Below are 18,111 nucleotides of genomic sequence, written 5' to 3'. Positions count from 1 at the left end.
AATACATTAGAGAAACGGAGACCAAGAAGGTGATTTCACCTCGCCCTGACCTACCGGTAATCTCGCTTTAAAGCGTCCGTCCGTAGAAACAGCTGCTAAAACTTGCTTGCCTTGATACGTAGTGCCATAAATCACCATAGTACCATTAGGGGCCACACTTGGAGATTCATCCAAACGTGTCGATGTCAGCACCTGCATAAAGCGCGTACTTAAATCCATACGTGCAATATTAAATTTACCGTTTGTGCGATTCACGAAAATCATGCTGCGACCATCAGGGGTAATTGAACCACCTAAATTCCATTCACCTTCAAAGGTTTCACGGGTCACTTTGCCTGAATTTAAATCTACACGATATAACTGTGGTCTACCACCGCGCTCGGAGGTAAACAACAATGACTTGCCATCGGGATACCAAGAAGGCTCAGTATCGATGGAATAGTGGTTGGTAATGCGTTTTGCTGCCTTAGTGGCGATATCGATAACGTAAATCTCAGGTTGACCATCCTTTGAGAGGGTCACTGCCAAGGATTTACCATCGGGCGAGAATGTCGGTGCACCGTTAATGCCAGGGAAGCTACTCACCTTAGTACGTACTTGGGTGTAAAGATCCTGAACAAAAATCTCAGCCTTTTTGTTTTCAAAGCTCACATAGGCCAAACGACGGCCATCGGGTGACCAAGAAGGAGACATCAGCGGCTCTGGAGAGCGCAGTAACATCTGCTCGTTGTAACCGTCATAATCGGCGATCATCAGTGAATAAGCCGCTTTTTGGCTATGGTTAACCACCACGTAGGAAATACGGGTTAAGAAAGCGCCACGAATACCCGTCAGCTTCTCATAGACGATATCGCTGATACGGTGACCATATTGACGGAACTGCGCCGCAGAAATGACCGTTTGGCGACTATCCATCAAAAACTCTGTCGCACTGGTAGGCCCTTTTAGCGCTTGGTTTTGCGCCTTAACCAAATCGATAAGGTCAAAGCTCACCAAAAACTGATCTGTGCCATAGGGTTTTACCGAACCCACAACAACGGCTTCAGCACCCACATTGGCCCACGCACTCGCGTCAAACTGGGCTAAAGCACCGATACCACGTTGTGGTAACCCTAATTCATCTAATGGTTTGAAGGTACCGCTACGTATTAAATCAGACATCACCACATCGGCGATCGCCTGAGGTGGCGCACCCGCACCTTGCCATTGGAATGGCATCACTGCGATTGGACGCGCCGCATCCACACCCTCAGTGATCACAATATCCAGCGCCGCTTTTGCTGGCATAGTGCAAAGCAGAACCGCCAATGCTAACCATTTTGCCAAAATTTTCATGGGACTCCTTTAATTAAACGTTGGTTCAACGATTAAGTTAATTTCTTTCATCAAGTTATAAACCGCAGGGTCCGGAGACACTGGTAACTTGCCCGCTTTTAAGATCGCCGCTTTAGTTGCACGGCACACGTTAGGATCGCCACCCTGTGTCTGACTGCTGATCACAAAACCATCATTGGCTAAACGCACAGAAACAGTGCAGGTTTTACCACGCATCGACTCGTCAACCACTAGGTTGCGTTGAATCGTCGATTTAATCATCGCGGTGTATTTACCCACTTCCGTCTGCATTTGCTTATTCATGGTTTGCGATAACGCAGCCTGTTCGGCGGCTAATGCATCGGCCATTTCCTGCTCTTGCTGGGCGCGCGCTTTAGCTTCTGCATCCGCTTTTGCCTTAGCTTCGGCTTTTGCTTTCGCTTCAGCATCGGCCTTGGCTTTTGCCTCCGCTTTGGCCTTAGCGTCTGCCTCTGCTTTCGCCTTGGCTTCAGCTTCCTTCTGCTTACGGTCTGCCTCGGCTTTCGCGGCTGCGGCCTCTTCTACTTTGCGTTTTTCCGCCGCTTTTTGAGCTGCATCCTCAGCAAGTTTACGTTCTTGCTCCTTCTGTTTGCGGTCGGCTTCAGCTTTCTGCGCTTTTTCCTTTTCCTGTTGCTGCTTCACCTGCGCGGCTTTCGCGGCATCATTGGCCTTTTGGGTCTCAATTTCCTGCTGCTTACGTTCTTCCGCCAGTTTCTTCAACTGTGCTTGTTCACGCTCACGGGCTTGCTTTGCTTCCTGTGCTTTGCGTTCAAGTTCGGCTTGGCGCTCACGTTCGCGGCGCTCAGCATCGCGCTTTTCCTGCTTAAGCTTTTCAACTTGATTAGCCACTTTTTGCTGATCAACCATAACAGCTTTTACTGCAGGGGCGCTAACTTGTTGCACAGGTTCAGGTTTATGGGTGAAATCTATGCCAATGGCCAGAATAATTATCACGCCAATATGAATACCTGCTGAAATTGACAGAGGTAATGCAACATTTGAATTATCCGCCACCTATTTCTCCTTGGGTGAATCCGTCATCAAACCGACTGAGGGAACGCCTGCCTGCTGCAGGGTCACCATCAATTGGATCACGTTATCGTAAGGAATATTTCTATCGGCTTTCACCACCACTGGGCGCTCAGGCTCTGTCACCATGATCGCCGCGACGGCGGTGGCTAACTCATCCAATTCCATCTCTTCGTTATTAGAACCGCCCTGATTGAGGAAATAAGCACCGTCAGCATCGATAGACGCGACTACTGGCGGCTTACTGTCCGCAGGCAATACTTCAGCCGCCCCTTGAGGCAGCTCCACTTTCACCCCTTGGGTCACAATCGGTGCTGTTACCATGAAAATAATCAGCAGCACGAGCATGACGTCGATATAAGGCACCACGTTGATTTCGGCAACGGGGCGACGACGTTTACGCTGATAACCGACTTGCATTATACGCCTTCCTTCTCACTGTATGCTTGGCGATGCAGGATGCTAGAAAACTCTTCCATAAAGTTAGCGTAACCGATTTCCAGCTTTTCAACTTGAGTCGCAAAACGGTTATAAGCGATAACAGCTGGAATGGCCGCAAACAGACCCATTGCGGTTGCGATCAGTGCTTCTGCAATACCTGGCGCCACCATGGCAAGCGTCGCGTTTTCCATTGAGCCGATAGCGATAAATGAATTCATAATACCCCATACCGTACCAAACAAACCGATATAAGGGCTAGTCGAACCAATAGTTGCCAATAAAGGTAAGTTGGCTTCTAACTTTTCTAATTCACGGGATAAGGTGACGCGCATGGCACGTGAAGTCCCATCCATCACTGCATCGGGCACTTTGTTATTTAATTTATTTAGACGTGAATATTCTTTAAAACCCGTCACAAATAATGACTCTAAGCCAGTATTATCTGGACGAGCCGATAATTCTTTATACAGACGATTTAAATCAACGCCTGACCAAAATTTATCTTCAAATTTTGCCGATTTACTTTTTGCAGATGTCAATAAGCTACGGCGTTGTAAAATCACCGTCCAAGACATTACAGACAAGCAAAGTAAAGTGAACATCACAAATTTCACTAATAAACTGGCTTGTAAAAATAACCCAACAATCGACATATCAGCTTGCACTGTCAAACTCCTGCACAATATTTAAGGGAATAGCTCGGGGACGCATTCGTGATAAGGCAACACAGGCCACTAGCACTGTACCTTCACAATAACAGTCTCCCTGATGATCAACCAAACGTTGATGAAATACCAACGAGGCCTTTTTCAACTCTATGACCTTAGTTTCTACAATAAGGTTCTGTTCAAAACGCGCGGCTTTTTTAAAATCCAATTCCGCCCGCTTAACCACAAACGCCGTATCATCGGCTAACAGTGCAGTCTGGCTTACGCCTAAGGCTCTTAACCACTCGGTTCGCGCCCGCTCAAAAAAATTGAGATAGTTCGAATGATAGACAACGCCGCCTGCGTCGGTGTCTTCGTAATAGACTGAAATGGGCCAATTAAACGTCATTTGAAATCAGCAAATTTTGGTTGAAAAATTGACGCTTACTATACCTAGGGAAACAAGACTTGTGAATGACCCGACGAAGATATAGATAGGGATAGCGCGGGTTTCAGCGCAATTGAGGGATTTGTAAATAACAATGGGGTCAAACGACCCCATTTCATTAACATAGTTCGCTATTTTGCGAGAGTTTGCGGCAATGTCAGCCCAAAGCTTTGCCACAGGAAGCTGTAAATGTCGGCAAACTCGTCAATCTTCATCGCCGTCGGTTTGCCCGCACCGTGCCCGGCATTGGACTCAATGCGCATAATGACCGGTTTATCGCCCTGCTGCTTCTCTTGCATCATGGCGGCAAACTTAAAGCTATGTAGCGGAACCACGCGATCATCATGATCAGCCGTCATCACCATAGTTGCAGGATAGGCTTGGGCTTTAACGTTATGGTATGGCGAGTAAGCCAATAACGCAGGGAATTGTTCAGCGTTGTCAGCACTGCCGTATTCACTGGTCCAAGCCCAGCCAATGGTGAACTTGTGGAAACGCAGCATATCCAGCACACCCACGGCCGGTAACACGGCGGCGAACAGTTCTGGACGTTGGGTAACCGCAGCGCCCATCAACAAACCACCGTTACTGCGACCATAGGCACCTAACTTAGTGCTGTTGGTGTATTTTTCGTTGATTAGGTATTCGGCCGCCGCAAAATAGTCATCAAACACATTTTGCTTTTTATCGAACATCCCTGCTTGGTGCCAGCTTTCGCCGTAATCCGCGCCGCCACGTAGGCTTGGTACGGCGTAAATGCCGCCCATATCTAACCAAGCGATGTTGGCAGGACTAAAACGCGGTGTCATTGAAATCGCAAAACCACCATACGCATACAGTAACGTTGGGTTTTGACCATTCTTCACAAGACCTTTCTTGTAGGACACCATCATAGGGACGCGAGTACCATCCTTACTGGTGTAAAACACTTGCTCAGACACATAGTCATCGGGATTGAACGACACCTGCGGCTTAGCGACTACTGTCGACTCTGCCGTTTTAAAATCGAACTTATAGGTGGTTTCGGGTTGAATATAGCTGTTAAAGACATAGTAGAAATAATCTTTGCTCGCCTTACCGAAAGGCCCTGCGACATTACCTTTGCCAGGCAAAGTGACATCCTGACGCTTTTGTCCACCCATGCTGAAAATCGATAACTGTCCCAATACATCGTGCAAATAACTCACGACTAAATGGTCATTAATAATGGCCACTTTATTAATAGGATCTTTCGATTCTGGAATAATGGTTTGCCATTGGGATTTATCACTATTACGGGTATCGATGGCAATCACTTTACCGTTTGGCGCATCTAAATCGGTCTTGAAATAAAATACCGCGCCATCATTCCCTAAAAACTCATATTCCGCTTCGAGGTTAAGGATTAATTCAACCACCTGCGCTTTAGGTTCAAACAGTGATTTATAGAAGAAACGATTACGTTTGTCTGTGCCTTGCGAAATTGACAACAGTAAATATTCGCCCTGCTCAGACACATCGATGCCAAAACCCCAATCTTTATTTTGTGGGCGCTCGTAAATCAATAAATCTTGGCGCTGATCTGTGCCTAATTTGTGGTAATACACTTTTTGATTAAAATTCACATCGGCCAGTAAATCACCGCCCGCGGGCGCATCGTAACGGGCATAGAAAACACCTTGGTTTTCCTTATCCCACACTGCGCTGGAGAATTTAATCCAGTTGAGTTCATCTTTCAGCTTTTTACCCGTGGCAATATCGATAAACTGCCACTGTTGCCAGTCAGAGCCCGACTTAGACACACCATAGGCTAAAATCTTGCCGTCATTACTGACAGAAACACCGGAAAGCGCCACAGTCCCATCGGCTGAAAAACCATTTGGATCCAGTACTGGTTTCTCAACGCCGTCTTTGCCTTTTACATACAGCACCGATTGCGCTTGTAAACCATCGTTACGGTAATAAAACTGGTTATCGCCATTCTCGAAGGGAGCAGAGATTTTCTCGTAGTTCCACAGCTCTGTGATACGGTCAACAACGGCTTGTTTGTTGGGGATCTTCGCCAAGTAAGCTTGACCAAAGGCCTGTTGTTCTTTTACCCAACTTTCAGTTTCTGGCGTGTTTTCTTCAAGGTGACGGTAAGGGTCTGCCACTGCAACACCGTGAATAGTCTCGACTAAGTTGTCTTTTCGAGTTTCTGGGTAAACCAATTTGTTTGCGCTGACCTGCTGTGCGGCCTCTTCTGGCGTATTGCCACTCTGGCAGGCGGCCAACGCCATGCCCAATGTGGCCACTAATAAACCTTGCTGGGCAAGGCGAAATCTTAATGCCATCTTTTATCGTCCTTTTGGTGATGTCCGGCTTAACGCTCTTTTGCAGCAAGTACTATACAAGCAAAATTTTTCATGGCAATGCCGCAGCAAAAGATGAGCTTTTCTAGCGAAGAGGCAAGATTTAACAAAGTGGTAGCAATGATGAGTTTATTGAAGTGTATTTTTATGCATTAATTCTGACTGACAAGCTGTTAATCAAGCTAAATAGTGACTTAAGTGAGCAAGATCACTTAATTAGTCATTAGTTTTGCTAATGTGTTAGGGCAATTTTTCTCGTTTGCTTGAGCCCTTGGGACACACTAGAATGTGCTTGTTTTCAGGAGATATCCGCTAGCGGATATGGAAAACAAAGAACTTTTAAACTGGTGTCTTTTCAAGACGTCAGTTCATCCCTGGTTCTTATGCTTGACTTCCTTCCTTCAATTTGTTGATTGCAAATGCATTTTTTGCGGCCCGCTTAGTTTAAGCGGGCTTTTTTTTATCTCGATTCAAACACACCGCGAAAATCTTGCGATTTTCAGTCGTCTTTTGTTACATAAAAATCTAATCCTCTTCCCTAAAAACGCAGCAATGACCTCATGCCTTAGCGTCACTCTTAGCATTGCCGCACTTTTAATACCAATCACACTAAATATCTAATCAGTTCAGAGCCTCACAGGCATTTCAATCCAAGGCGCATTGACGAAGAAATGGTTATTCCCTTTTAAGTCAATGTAACACGGGAGTGAGATGCCTGTGAGGCTCCCGAAGGGCGGGGTTGAACGGGCTTTATACTGCGTTTAAGGCATTCGACAGAGCGCCACTATGCCTTCAAGCCTTCGCCTTGTCTAAAGCCCGTTTAACTCCCGCTGAATGAACAGATATTTAATACGATTGGTATAATAAGCCAAAAGCTTGAATGATTGAGATTGGAATAACACGCATGCATTCGCGAGATGCACGCTGCAGAAATGACAATACCAAGTCCGAATACTTGGTATTGTTGTTTGTGGCTTATTTCATCGAGCCGTAACGCTATCCTGTTAGCGATAAGCTTCGGGCATTAACGTAGAAACGATAACTCACATTAGCGGCTTACTGATCCGAATAACCACGCGGCGGTTGAGTGCTCGCTCCTCAATATCGTCATTCGACGCCACATGACGGCGCTCACCATGGCCGACGGTGACAATCCTATCCTGTGGGATCCCACTGGCGACAAAGAAATCTTTAACCGATTCAGCGCGCTTATCCGAGACTTTTTGGTTAACGGAGCGGCCACCGTAACTGTCAGTATAGGCATCGACTAACACCAACTCCACATCCGGATCGTAGGACAAATATTCCTGAATACGCGAAAGCTGTTGCTGCGAAAACCGCGTTAAGTCGGTTCCACCTTCTTCGTAATTAAGTACGGTAAAAGCAATATCTTCGAAGCTATAGGGCAATAAATGCGATAAGCACGACTTAAACTCAGCATATTTACGGCCAAAGTTCGCCGCCGACAGCCCTACGGCAATTTTATTCGATTCGTTATACCAATCGGCATAATAAAAAGTGGGTTCCATACCACGGCTCAACTCAGTCAACATTGACCAAGCGGCGCGCTTAGGCACTTCACCATTAAAATACTTCTGGTAACGTAATGAGGTGATTTCTTTCGATACCACGCCAGGACGCCATTGTGGAGCACGACTCATCAAGGTCGCCTGTGTGACTTGGTCCGGCTTCACCCACATGTCCAAGGTAAAGTTAAGATTTAACTGTTTACCGGCTTCGCTGGTGAAAATCGCCTTACCATAAGACGGAATATCATGCTCAAGACGGCATACGATGGGGCTGTTTTGACTGACTCGCCATTGGGATTCCCCCAAAGAGGCCACATAGTGGCGCAACTCTGCCATTGCAGTTGCTGGAACGCATAAAATTGATACTAATATCAGTTTTCGCCACATAGCCCTTACTCGTGTTTATTCGGTTACGAAGTTTTATCGGCAAACTTTTTAGTTCCTTTAGCTCATAAAACCACCAATCAAACATGACACATCCTAGTACATTTAGCATAATAGCGCCCTGTAATTTTTCTTGGGTACTTTAATGAGCGATATTAGCGACGCAAACAAATTGAAACACCGATTTCGAGGCTACTTTCCTGTAGTGATAGATGTCGAAACCGCGGGCTTCAACTCTCAAACCGATGCGTTGCTGGAAATAGCCGTCACGCTGTTAAAAATGGATGATGAAGGCTTGCTCGGGATTGATAAAACCCTGCATTTCAATATTGAGCCCTTTGAAGGCGCCAACTTAGAACCCGAGGCACTGGCCTTTAATGGTATCGATCCCACCAATCCATTACGCGGCGCTGTAAGCGAAAAAGAAGCCTTCTTGGAGATTTTTAAAGCCGTTAAAAAGGCGCAGAAGGCCTCGGATTGTCACCGCAGTATTATCGTGGCGCACAATGCTGCCTTCGACCATGGTTTTGTGAGTAAAGCGATTGAGCGCTGTGACTTAAAACGCTCCCCCTTCCACCCTTTTGCTACCTTTGATACTGCGACACTCGCAGGTTTAGCGATTGGCCATACCGTGCTGGCCAAAGCCTGTATTATGGCGGGGATCCCCTTCGATAATAAGGAAGCTCATTCAGCACTCTACGATACCGAGCGCACCGCTGAACTCTTTTGTTATATCGTCAACCGCTGGAAATCTTTAGGTGGCTGGCCACTCTTAGCCACCAACGAACCTGATGATTCGGTTAGCGAAGCATAGCTTTACCAACAATTGCCTAAAACAAGAAAGCTGCCATTTGGCAGCTTTCTTTTTACCTAACTAAAGGTTTGCAAATTACAGAGAGCTTGCGTTTTCTGCTAAGTAAGCCGCAACACCTTCAGTGCTTGCGTTCATACCTTTGTCGCCTTTTTCCCAACCTGCTGGGCATACATCACCGTGCTCTTCGTGGAATTGCAGAGCATCGATCATACGCAGCATTTCGTCAACGTTACGACCTAATGGCAGATCGTTAACTACTTGGTGACGTACCATACCTTCTTTGTCGATCAGGAATGAACCACGGAAAGCCACGCCAGCTTCTGGGTGCTCAACATCGTATGCTTTACAGATGTCGTGTTTAACGTCAGCAACTAAAGTGTATTTCACTTGGCCAATACCACCTTTTTCTACTGGGGTGTTGCGCCATGCGTTGTGAGTGAATTGAGAATCGATAGACACACCGATCACTTCAACACCACGCTTAGTGAACTCTTCCATGCGGTGATCGAAAGCGATCAACTCTGATGGACAAACGAAAGTGAAGTCAAGTGGATAGAAAAATACAACCGCTGGCTTACCTTTGATGGCCGCAGTTAAGTTAAAGCTATCTACGATTTCGCCAGAACCTAATACAGCTGCAGCAGTAAAATCAGGAGCCGGACGGCCTACTAATACGCTCATTTTATATCTCCATCTATGAGTTGAACTAACTATTAAAGTAAAACATCTCTTAAACACGCTAGCACCGATTTGCGCGAGTGTATTTGAGGGAGCTTACCAATCAAATCTTTAGGCATTATAAGTCGTGCGTTTTGCCTTACAACCTATTTAAGACCAATATCACATTTTTCAAGGGCATTTTGACACTACTGCTTAAGGATAGAGCAATCTGGACGAGTGGTAAGCGTACGAGAACACATTCGTCTAACAGTAAAAACCCACCCATTTCACATTTTCAGATATTTTTCAGATTAAGCCGCCGTAAACTGGACAGACACGGCCTTTGCAGTCAAAAATAGTCCCTTTGGTTTACAGAATTAAGATATTGTCTATGAATGCAGTCGTTATTGCTGTGTGTTTAATGTTAGCCCTCAGTTTAGCGAGGGTGAATGTGGTTATTGCCCTCACCATCAGTGCCCTCGTTGCCGGTTTAGTGGGGGGAATGGATCTGCATCAAACGATTGATGCCTTCAATACGGGATTAGGTGGCGGTGCACAAATCGCCCTCAGCTACGCCTTACTCGGTGCGTTTGCCGTAGCACTATCCCATTCAGGCTTAACGACACTGATCTCCAACTCCATCATTAAAAGCCTTGGCAAAGATCCCAATGCCACCAACACCAACTGGGTGCGCTGGTTATTGTTGTTATCCCTGCTCGTGATGTCGATGGCATCGCAAAATATCCTGCCGATCCATATCGCCTTTATTCCGATACTCGTGCCGCCGCTGCTGCATGTGATGACCAAGCTGAATATCGACCGCCGTCTGGTCGCCTGCGTGCTGACCTTTGGCCTTGTGACCACCTACATGATTTTACCCGTGGGCTTTGGCGGGATTTTCTTGAATGATATTTTACTCTCTAATCTGACGGGCAATGGATTGGTCGCCGTACGCGATCAAATTCCCCCTGCTATGCTGATCCCCGCCGCCGGTATGGTGGTCGGCTTGCTGATCGCGGTATTTTTCAGCTATCGCAAACCTAGGGTTTACGATGAAGCTAAGGTCCTGACTGCAGAGCCTGAAGAGACCCTCAATAAACGCAATATCGCTATCGCCGCATTTGCGATTCTGGCGACGCTGTTTGTGCAACTAGAAACCGATTCGATGATCTTCGGCGCCTTAGTCGGCTTTATGATCTTCAGTTTTTCAGGCGCGCTAAAGCACGTTGCCGATCAAGATATTTTCACCCAAGGCGTGCGCATGATGGCCAATATAGGCTTTATCATGATCTCCGCTGCAGGCTTTGCTGCGGTAGTCAAAGAAACTGGTGAAGTCGGCACACTTGTCTCGTCACTAAGTTCATTGATTGGCGACAATAAAGCCCTTGCCGCCTTTTTGATGTTACTGGTCGGCCTTTTGATCACTATGGGCATTGGCTCGTCTTTCTCGACCATTCCGATTATCGCGACGATTTACGTCCCCTTAGCCCTAAGCTTCGGGTTTTCCGTGCCTGCGACTATCGCACTTGTGGGTACCGCTGCGGCATTGGGCGATGCGGGCTCACCTGCATCTGACTCAACATTGGGCCCCACATCGGGTTTAAATGCCGATGGTCAGCACGACCATATTCGCGACAGCGTGATCCCAACCTTTATCCATTACAATATTCCCTTACTGGTCTTTGGTTGGATTGCCGCCATGGTGCTCTAGGACCTAGACTCATGGGCGCTAAAATAAAAAAGCGTGGATAATTCCACGCTTTTTTATTTGCTAGGCACACAAGTCAGGTACGAATAACGACCGTCCCGGCTAAATAGTCATGAATGGCTCTGTTTTTCTCATTAAATAACATGGTAATGATTTCGAGTAGATGCCATATAAGAAAAAAAATACTTAAACCTATGATGGTATAAAGCTTCCAACTCGACAAATCCTCTGTAGTCTCAAGCGGGAAAAATACACTGAAAAACACAAGTAAAATTAACATGATGATGGGAACACTATCCCTTAATAGCGCTTGATTAAGACTAATGGATCCTTCAGTTTTATAGTCAACTACCTTGATATCAAAGATCATTTTCCCAAATGTTTGACCATAAAGGGTGTGGAGCAGCACGGAATACAATGCAAATTTCCAAGTATCGAAATAATTTAACGCGACTTGGAATACGGGCGCTACGTGCGTAATCGCAGATACAATAATCACAGAACAAATACTGATGATTACGCTATCGATTATAGAGGACCAAAATCGAAGACCAAACGTTGCGTACTTTTCTGATTCCGCTTGTTTATCCATGATCGATTTAATCTCAGGATCCTGAAGTTTTAGCGAGATAAGTGCATCAACTACTGCCGCTCTATCAGGATATTTGTCCCGATTGATATTTCTTTGGACATCAATCAGTTCATCCAAGGTGTAATTATCATAATTTGGAACAAAATCCATTAAATGCATTCTCCGTGCACATTCGTCTTAGCCTCAACCAAAAACAATGATTAATACTAGGCATATCATTAAACGCAGAAAAATAGCACTGCCACCGCTCCAACTCAACAATTCATTAACACGCAGAAATATCACAACTCAAGAGTCATTAGGAAAAAGCGCATTAAAAAAGGGAGCTAATGCTCCCTTTTTTAATGGTAAAAATTAAATCAACAGATTATTTAGTACCAAAAATCTTATCACCCGCATCGCCTAAACCAGGCAGAATGTAACCCTTCTCGTTTAAGCATCTGTCGATAGCCGCAGTATACAGCTCAACATCTGGGTGAGCCGCTTCAAGGGCTTTAATCCCTTCAGGCGCAGCGACTAACACTAGGGCTTTAATTGACGTACAACCGCGCTTTTTCAGCAGGTCGATAGTCGCAATCATAGAGCCGCCGGTTGCCAGCATAGGGTCAACGATCAGCGCGATACGCTCGTTCATGTCGCTGGCCAGCTTCTCAAAATATGGCACTGGCTCTAATGTTTCTTCGTCGCGGTAAATACCCACAACCGAAATACGCGCACTTGGAATATGCTCAAGTACGCCGTCCATCATGCCTAAACCTGCACGCAGGATAGGCACAACAGTCACTTTCTTGCCCTTGATCTGATCCACATCCACTGGACCATTCCAGCCTTCAATCGTAACAGTTTCGGTTTCGAAATCTGCGGTAGCTTCATAGGTTAACAAGCTACCCACTTCGGCGGCTAGCTCACGGAAACGTTTAGTGCTAATGTCACCTTCACGCATCAGGCCGATTTTGTGACGCACTAACGGGTGTTTAACCTCGACAACTTTCATTTTTCTCTCCTACTGTTGTTCGCGAAATATCTTAGGCAAATTTTTCAGATTTTAGATGATTTGTTTATTGGGTAAAACATAAAGTTTTGCCATTCGAGCTAATCGTGAGCAATATCCCAAGAATTATTGCCTATCGCTTAAGATACACCCATTAAGACGCTATTTTATGACCAATTGCAGGATAGAAAATGTGAAATATCCCGCTGTGAAGCTAAAAATACTCCCCACAAGTCGATAAATCCAAATCATGGCTTTCGACCCCTAGCACAAGCTGGTAGAATACCGCCGCATAAAAATCCAATAACGATGTACCCGAGAGGATCCTCCGTGAGCACTCCTACCCCACTGAGCTATAAAGACGCTGGCGTTGATATTGATGCTGGTAATGCACTGGTAAGTAACATTAAAGCGGCTGTTAAACGTACCCGTCGTCCAGAGGTAATGGGCAACTTAGGTGGTTTTGGCGCATTGTGTGAATTACCCACTAAATACAAGCAACCTGTTTTAGTGTCAGGCACCGACGGTGTTGGTACTAAATTGCGTTTAGCTATCGATTACAAAAAACACGACACAGTCGGTATCGACTTAGTGGCCATGTGTGTGAACGATTTGATCGTTCAAGGCGCTGAGCCGTTGTTTTTCCTCGATTACTACGCAACAGGCAAGCTCGATGTAGAAACAGCAACCTCTGTTGTTAACGGCATCGGCGAAGGTTGTTTCCAATCTGGTTGTGCGTTAATCGGCGGCGAAACCGCTGAAATGCCAGGCATGTATGAAGGCGAAGATTACGACCTCGCAGGTTTCTGTGTGGGCGTGGTTGAAAAGGCCGACATCATTGACGGGAGTAAAGTGGCTGCGGGTGATGCGCTGATCGCCTTAGCCTCAAGCGGTCCTCATTCAAATGGCTATTCATTAGTTCGTAAAGTATTAGAAGTCAGCCAAGCGGATCCTCAACAGGACCTCAATGGCAAGCCATTGATCCAACATCTATTAGAACCAACCAAAATTTACGTTAAATCATTGCTCAAGCTGATCGAAGCATCGGACGTGCACGCAATGGCGCACATCACTGGCGGCGGTTTCTGGGAAAACATCCCCCGCGTACTGCCTGAAAACTGCAAAGCCGTTATCCAAGGTGATTCATGGCAATGGCCTGCTGTTTTCAATTGGTTAATGGAAAACGGTAACATTGCAGAATATGAAATGTACCGCACCTTTAACTGTGGTGTCGGCATGATCGTTGCGCTGCCAGCCGATAAAGTTGATGCCGCACTGGCACTGCTCGCCGCCGAAGGCGAACAAGCTTGGCTAATCGGTGCTATCGCTGCTCGCGAAGGCAATGAAGAGCAAGTGGAGATCCTGTAATGCCCCAAAGCTGTCGTGTAGTTGTATTAATTTCCGGAAATGGCAGTAACCTGCAAGCCGTTATCGACGGTTGTGACGATAATCTGCAGGCCGAAGTTGTCGGAGTGATCAGTAATAAACCCGATGCCTACGGTTTAATTCGCGCCCATCATAGTGAAATTGATACCAGCTGCGTGATTGCTCATTCAGGTGAATCTCGCTCTGATTACGATGCACGGTTAATGGCAACGATTGAAAAGTACCAACCTGATTTAATCGTGTTGGCTGGATTTATGCGCATTCTTACCAACGATTTTGTGAATCGTTACTTAGGACGCATGATCAATATCCACCCTTCATTGCTGCCTAAATATACCGGATTAAACACCCACCAGCGCGCCATTGATGCGAAGGACACTGAACATGGCGCCAGTGTGCATTTTGTCACCCCAGAGCTGGATGCAGGCCCAGTGATTTTACAGGCAAAAGTCCCTGTTTATGAGGATGATACTGCTGAGATGCTCGCCGCTCGTGTCCATGAGCAAGAGCATGCGATTTATCCTTTAGTGGTGAAATGGTTCAGCCATCAACGCCTCAAGATGCAGGACGGCCAAGCCTATCTCGATGGCACGTTAATCGGACCTAACGGCTACGCCCCCGATTAAACACTGCCTCACGAAAAAAAAGAGACCCTAAGGGTCTCTTTTTTTTCGTCTTGTCATACAAAATCATTGTTTTCTCGCCTAATGTGGCATTAGATAAGCTAACGAAAAGTGATTTTGTTCGGCATACAAGAGACTATTAGATGAAAAATATTATCTGCGATATCGATGGTGTACTCCTGCACGACAATAAGCTGATCCCCGGCAGTGATAAATTTATCCACCGCGTTCTCGACCAAGGCAATCCCCTCGTTATTCTGACCAATTACCCGGTACAAACGGGCAAAGATCTGCAAAATCGCCTCAGCGCCGCCGGGATAGACGTACCAGAAGAATGTTTTTACACCTCAGCCATGGCCACCGCCGACTTTTTAAAGCATCAGGAAGGCAGTAAAGCCTTTGTGATTGGTGAAGGCGCCCTCACCCATGAGCTCTACAAGGCAGGCTTTACCATTACTGACATTAATCCCGACTTCGTGATCGTCGGTGAAACTCGCTCCTATAATTGGGATATGATCCATAAGGCCGCCGGATTCGTCGCCCGCGGCGCCCGTTTTATCGCCACCAATCCCGACACTCACGGCCCCGCTTACAGTCCGGCCTGCGGCGCCCTGTGTTCTCCGATAGAGCGGATTACTGGCAAAAAGCCCTTTTATGTGGGCAAGCCCAGCTCGTGGATTATCCGCTCGGCGCTCAACCATATCGACGGTCACTCCGAAAATACCGTGATCATTGGCGACAATATGCGCACCGATATTCTGGCGGGGTTTCAAGCGGGGCTTGAGACCATTCTGGTCACCAGCGGCGTAAGTAAGCTTGAAGATATCGATAAAGAGCCTTTCCGCCCCAATCATGTATTCGCCTGTGCCGGCGATATTGATGTAGTTTAATCCTTAAATCGTCCGATTCTCAGCACCTTAGCGTGCTGAGAACCACAACAGACTCGATACGGTAAAGCAACATTAAGTAACATTTTTCCCCTTGGCTCTCCCTTGTCCCCCATAAGCGCTTGCTTCATGATAAGGCGCGACATACCCCTTTGATATATGCGTGAAATACGCCCTAAAAACAACAGTAGGATTAACCTATGCGACGTTTGTATCCTGTCTGCGCGCTTGCCATGCTCAGCGCCTGCAGCCCTAATTCGGCCCAGCCCGATGCCAACAGCAGTGCAGCCCTGAAACCCGTGCAAATGAATGAAGCACGTTTTAGAGACGATATTAAAAACCTTTCCTCCGATGAGTTTGAAGGCCGCGCCCCCACCACCCACGGTGAAAAGCTCACCTTAGACTATCTATCTAAAGCCTTTGCCGAGATGGGACTCAAAGGCGCCTATCAAGGCAGCTTTTTACAAGCTGTACCTATGGTGAGTTATACCGCCGACGAGGCGCAGCAAATCAGCTTGGCAGGATTGCCGTTAACCTACCGCAAAGATATCGTCTTAAATAGTCGCCACGATAACGGCGGCGTCAATATCGAAAACGCGCCCTTAGTGTTTGTTGGCTACGGTGTGAATGCGCCTGAATATGGCTGGAATGATTACCAAGATGTGGATATGAAAGGCAAAATTGCGGTGATCCTTGTGAACGACCCCGGTTTTGCCCGCCCCGACTCTGGTAAGTTTAACGGTAAAGCCATGACCTACTATGGTCGCTGGAGCTACAAATTTGAAGAAGCGAGCCGCCAAGGTGCGCTCGGTGCATTGATCATTCACGATACTGAGCCTGCGTCTTATCCTTGGTCCGTGGTTGAAAACAGCTGGACTGGCGCGCAGCAGGATTTAGTCCTCAGCAAAGCCGAGCAAGACAGCCGCGTGCAAGTCGAAGGCTGGTTAACCTTAGATGCTGCAACACAATTATTTGAAAAAGCGGGTTTATCCCTACCAACGCTGATGGCGCGCGCCGCCGATAGCCCGATTAACTTACCCCTTGAGCAAACGGCCAACATCGCCTTTAAAAACAAAGCCGAATACGCCAACAGCTATAACGTTGTCGCCACCCTTCCCGGCACTAAGCAAGCCGATGAGCAAATCCTGTTTACGGGCCACTGGGACCACATTGGCAAAGATGACAGTAAAGAAGGCGATAAAATTTACAACGGTGCCATGGACAACGCATCGGGCATAGCGGGCATTTTAGAAATCGCCAGACAACTGGCCGATAACGCCAAACAGGGCCACGGCTTAGCTCGCTCGGTGACCTTTATCGCAACGACAGGTGAAGAGCAAGGGTTGCTTGGCTCACGCTATTACGCTGCCAACCCTATCTATCCCATTGATAAAACAGTGGCAGTGCTCAACTTAGATAGCACCAATATCTATGGAAAAACCAAGGACTTCACTATCGTCGGTAAAGGCAAGTCCGAGCTTGAAAACTACTTAGTCGATGCCGCCAAACAGCAAAACCGTATTGCTTTGGGTGAAAAGAATCCTGCATCGGGTGGTTTCTTCCGCTCTGATCACTTCAGCTTTGCCAAACTTGGCGTACCTGCGGTCTTTGCTGGTGGCGGCAGCGACCCCATAGATGCCGCAACAGCAAGCTATAAGACTCAGATGCAGGCGACCATGAAGGGCTGCTACCACAATGTCTGCGACGAATACCATGAAGACTGGGATCTGAGCGGTGCGATTCAAGATCTCGAAGTTTACTATCAAGTGACTCGCAGCTTAGGTAACAGCCAAGATTGGCCTGGCTATTATCAAGGCACTGAGTTTAACAGCCTGCGTCCTGCCAAAACGGAACTTGCCACGGCCGCAAAGTAAGCTCTTGAAAACGATTCATCGCTGAAAAATCCCATAAGGCACCTTTAGAGGTGCCTTATTATTTTATGAGCCGCCCCACTTTATACCAATCACATTAAATATCTAATCAGTTCAGAGACTCATAGTTTAACCTTGACTGTCACAACACGCGCAATGACCGCCGACAAACTGGTTATTAAATCAGCAACATTTGTGCTTGGATCACTATCTTGCTCACATTTATGATGATTTTGCCAAAAACGGATTTTCTTGAGTGAACATTACGTATTTACTAATATCCCGCTTTGCAACCAACATGCGAAAACACTTTATTCATAAAAATACGAAATAAATTAAATAAACACCAATCAAAAGCATTTTAAAGATAAAATAAACTCACCAAAAACACCTAAAAACGAATAAATCAACAAAAATA

16 protein-coding genes are annotated in these 18,111 nt (G+C 46.5%); 6 read left to right on the top strand and 10 right to left on the bottom strand.

The features are described from left to right. Positions 1–6 precede the first annotated feature (6 nt). From tolB to motY, 7 genes are all read right to left on the bottom strand, one after another. Positions 7–1,335 carry a Tol-Pal system beta propeller repeat protein TolB gene (gene tolB, locus CBX96_RS03260; protein WP_011623128.1) on the bottom strand — a complete coding sequence of 443 codons (1,329 nt, stop codon included), beginning with the start codon at positions 1,333–1,335 and terminating at the stop codon, positions 7–9. A 9-nt stretch (positions 1,336–1,344) separates the two neighbouring features. Continuing rightward, complete coding sequence (gene tolA / locus CBX96_RS03255) at positions 1,345–2,367, bottom strand: cell envelope integrity protein TolA (protein ID WP_109285679.1); 1,023 nt, start codon at positions 2,365–2,367, stop codon at positions 1,345–1,347. Then, complete coding sequence (gene tolR, locus CBX96_RS03250) at positions 2,368–2,802, bottom strand: protein TolR (protein ID WP_011623130.1); 435 nt, start codon at positions 2,800–2,802, stop codon at positions 2,368–2,370. It abuts the gene before it with no gap. Then, positions 2,802–3,488, bottom strand: coding sequence for a protein TolQ (gene tolQ / locus CBX96_RS03245; RefSeq protein WP_011623131.1), 687 nt, complete (start codon positions 3,486–3,488; stop codon positions 2,802–2,804). The genes tolR and tolQ overlap by 1 nt, the downstream gene beginning before the upstream one ends. Continuing rightward, positions 3,478–3,879, bottom strand: coding sequence for a tol-pal system-associated acyl-CoA thioesterase (ybgC, locus tag CBX96_RS03240; RefSeq protein WP_011626519.1), 402 nt, complete (start codon positions 3,877–3,879; stop codon positions 3,478–3,480). The genes tolQ and ybgC overlap by 11 nt, the downstream gene beginning before the upstream one ends. 170 nt (positions 3,880–4,049) lie before the next feature. Beyond that, positions 4,050–6,230 carry a prolyl oligopeptidase family protein gene (locus CBX96_RS03235; RefSeq protein WP_109285678.1) on the bottom strand — a complete coding sequence of 727 codons (2,181 nt, stop codon included), beginning with the start codon at positions 6,228–6,230 and terminating at the stop codon, positions 4,050–4,052. Between the two features lie 1,061 nt (positions 6,231–7,291). Then, a complete protein-coding gene (gene motY, locus CBX96_RS03230; protein ID WP_109285677.1) occupies positions 7,292–8,164 on the bottom strand; it encodes a flagellar protein MotY in 873 nt (290 codons plus the stop codon). Positions 8,165–8,306: 142 nt separating this feature from the next. Here motY and rnt point away from each other — a divergent pair, with 142 nt between their 5' ends. Then, positions 8,307–8,975, top strand: a complete 669-nt coding sequence (gene rnt / locus CBX96_RS03225) for a ribonuclease T (protein WP_023267864.1) — start codon at positions 8,307–8,309, stop codon at positions 8,973–8,975. Between the two features lie 75 nt (positions 8,976–9,050). On the opposite strand, the gene CBX96_RS03220 is transcribed toward rnt, so the two are convergent. Further along, complete coding sequence (locus tag CBX96_RS03220; RefSeq protein WP_011623136.1) at positions 9,051–9,656, bottom strand: peroxiredoxin; 606 nt, start codon at positions 9,654–9,656, stop codon at positions 9,051–9,053. A 370-nt stretch (positions 9,657–10,026) separates the two neighbouring features. On the opposite strand from CBX96_RS03220, the gene CBX96_RS03215 reads away from it, so the two are divergent. Continuing rightward, entirely contained in the window at positions 10,027–11,346 is a 1,320-nt protein-coding gene (locus CBX96_RS03215) for a Na+/H+ antiporter family protein (protein WP_109285676.1), read from the top strand. Positions 11,347–11,419: 73 nt separating this feature from the next. Here the strand turns inward: CBX96_RS03215 and CBX96_RS03210 are convergent, their stop codons facing one another. Both CBX96_RS03210 and upp read right to left on the bottom strand, forming a co-directional pair. Next, positions 11,420–12,085: an RDD family protein gene (locus CBX96_RS03210; RefSeq protein ID WP_109285675.1), complete on the bottom strand. Its 666-nt coding sequence runs from the start codon at positions 12,083–12,085 to the stop codon at positions 11,420–11,422. 217 nt (positions 12,086–12,302) lie between these two features. Continuing rightward, positions 12,303–12,929, bottom strand: coding sequence for a uracil phosphoribosyltransferase (gene upp, locus CBX96_RS03205; protein ID WP_011072698.1), 627 nt, complete (start codon positions 12,927–12,929; stop codon positions 12,303–12,305). Positions 12,930–13,256: 327 nt separating this feature from the next. Between upp and purM the strand changes: the two genes are divergently transcribed. The 4 genes from purM (at position 13,257) to CBX96_RS03185 (ending at position 17,696) form a co-directional block, all read left to right on the top strand. Continuing rightward, positions 13,257–14,294 (top strand): phosphoribosylformylglycinamidine cyclo-ligase, encoded by a 1,038-nt coding sequence (purM, locus tag CBX96_RS03200; RefSeq protein ID WP_011623139.1) that lies wholly within the window; start codon positions 13,257–13,259, stop codon positions 14,292–14,294. Continuing rightward, the gene (gene purN / locus CBX96_RS03195; protein ID WP_011623140.1) at positions 14,294–14,938 is read left to right on the top strand and encodes a phosphoribosylglycinamide formyltransferase; all 645 of its coding nucleotides are present in this window, start codon (positions 14,294–14,296) and stop codon (positions 14,936–14,938) included. Before purM ends, purN begins: the two co-directional genes overlap by 1 nt. 140 nt (positions 14,939–15,078) lie before the next feature. Beyond that, positions 15,079–15,825: an HAD-IIA family hydrolase gene (locus tag CBX96_RS03190; RefSeq protein ID WP_011626525.1), complete on the top strand. Its 747-nt coding sequence runs from the start codon at positions 15,079–15,081 to the stop codon at positions 15,823–15,825. A 197-nt stretch (positions 15,826–16,022) separates the two neighbouring features. After that, positions 16,023–17,696 (top strand): M28 family metallopeptidase, encoded by a 1,674-nt coding sequence (locus CBX96_RS03185; RefSeq protein ID WP_109285674.1) that lies wholly within the window; start codon positions 16,023–16,025, stop codon positions 17,694–17,696. The last annotated feature ends 415 nt before the right edge of the window (positions 17,697–18,111 follow it).

It is taken from the genome of Shewanella sp. BC20 (genome assembly GCF_003129585.1).
GTDB lineage: Bacteria > Pseudomonadota > Gammaproteobacteria > Enterobacterales > Shewanellaceae > Shewanella > Shewanella seohaensis.
The sequence above is the reverse complement of the archived record's forward strand: the minus strand, read 5'-3'. Positions and strand labels throughout refer to the sequence as shown.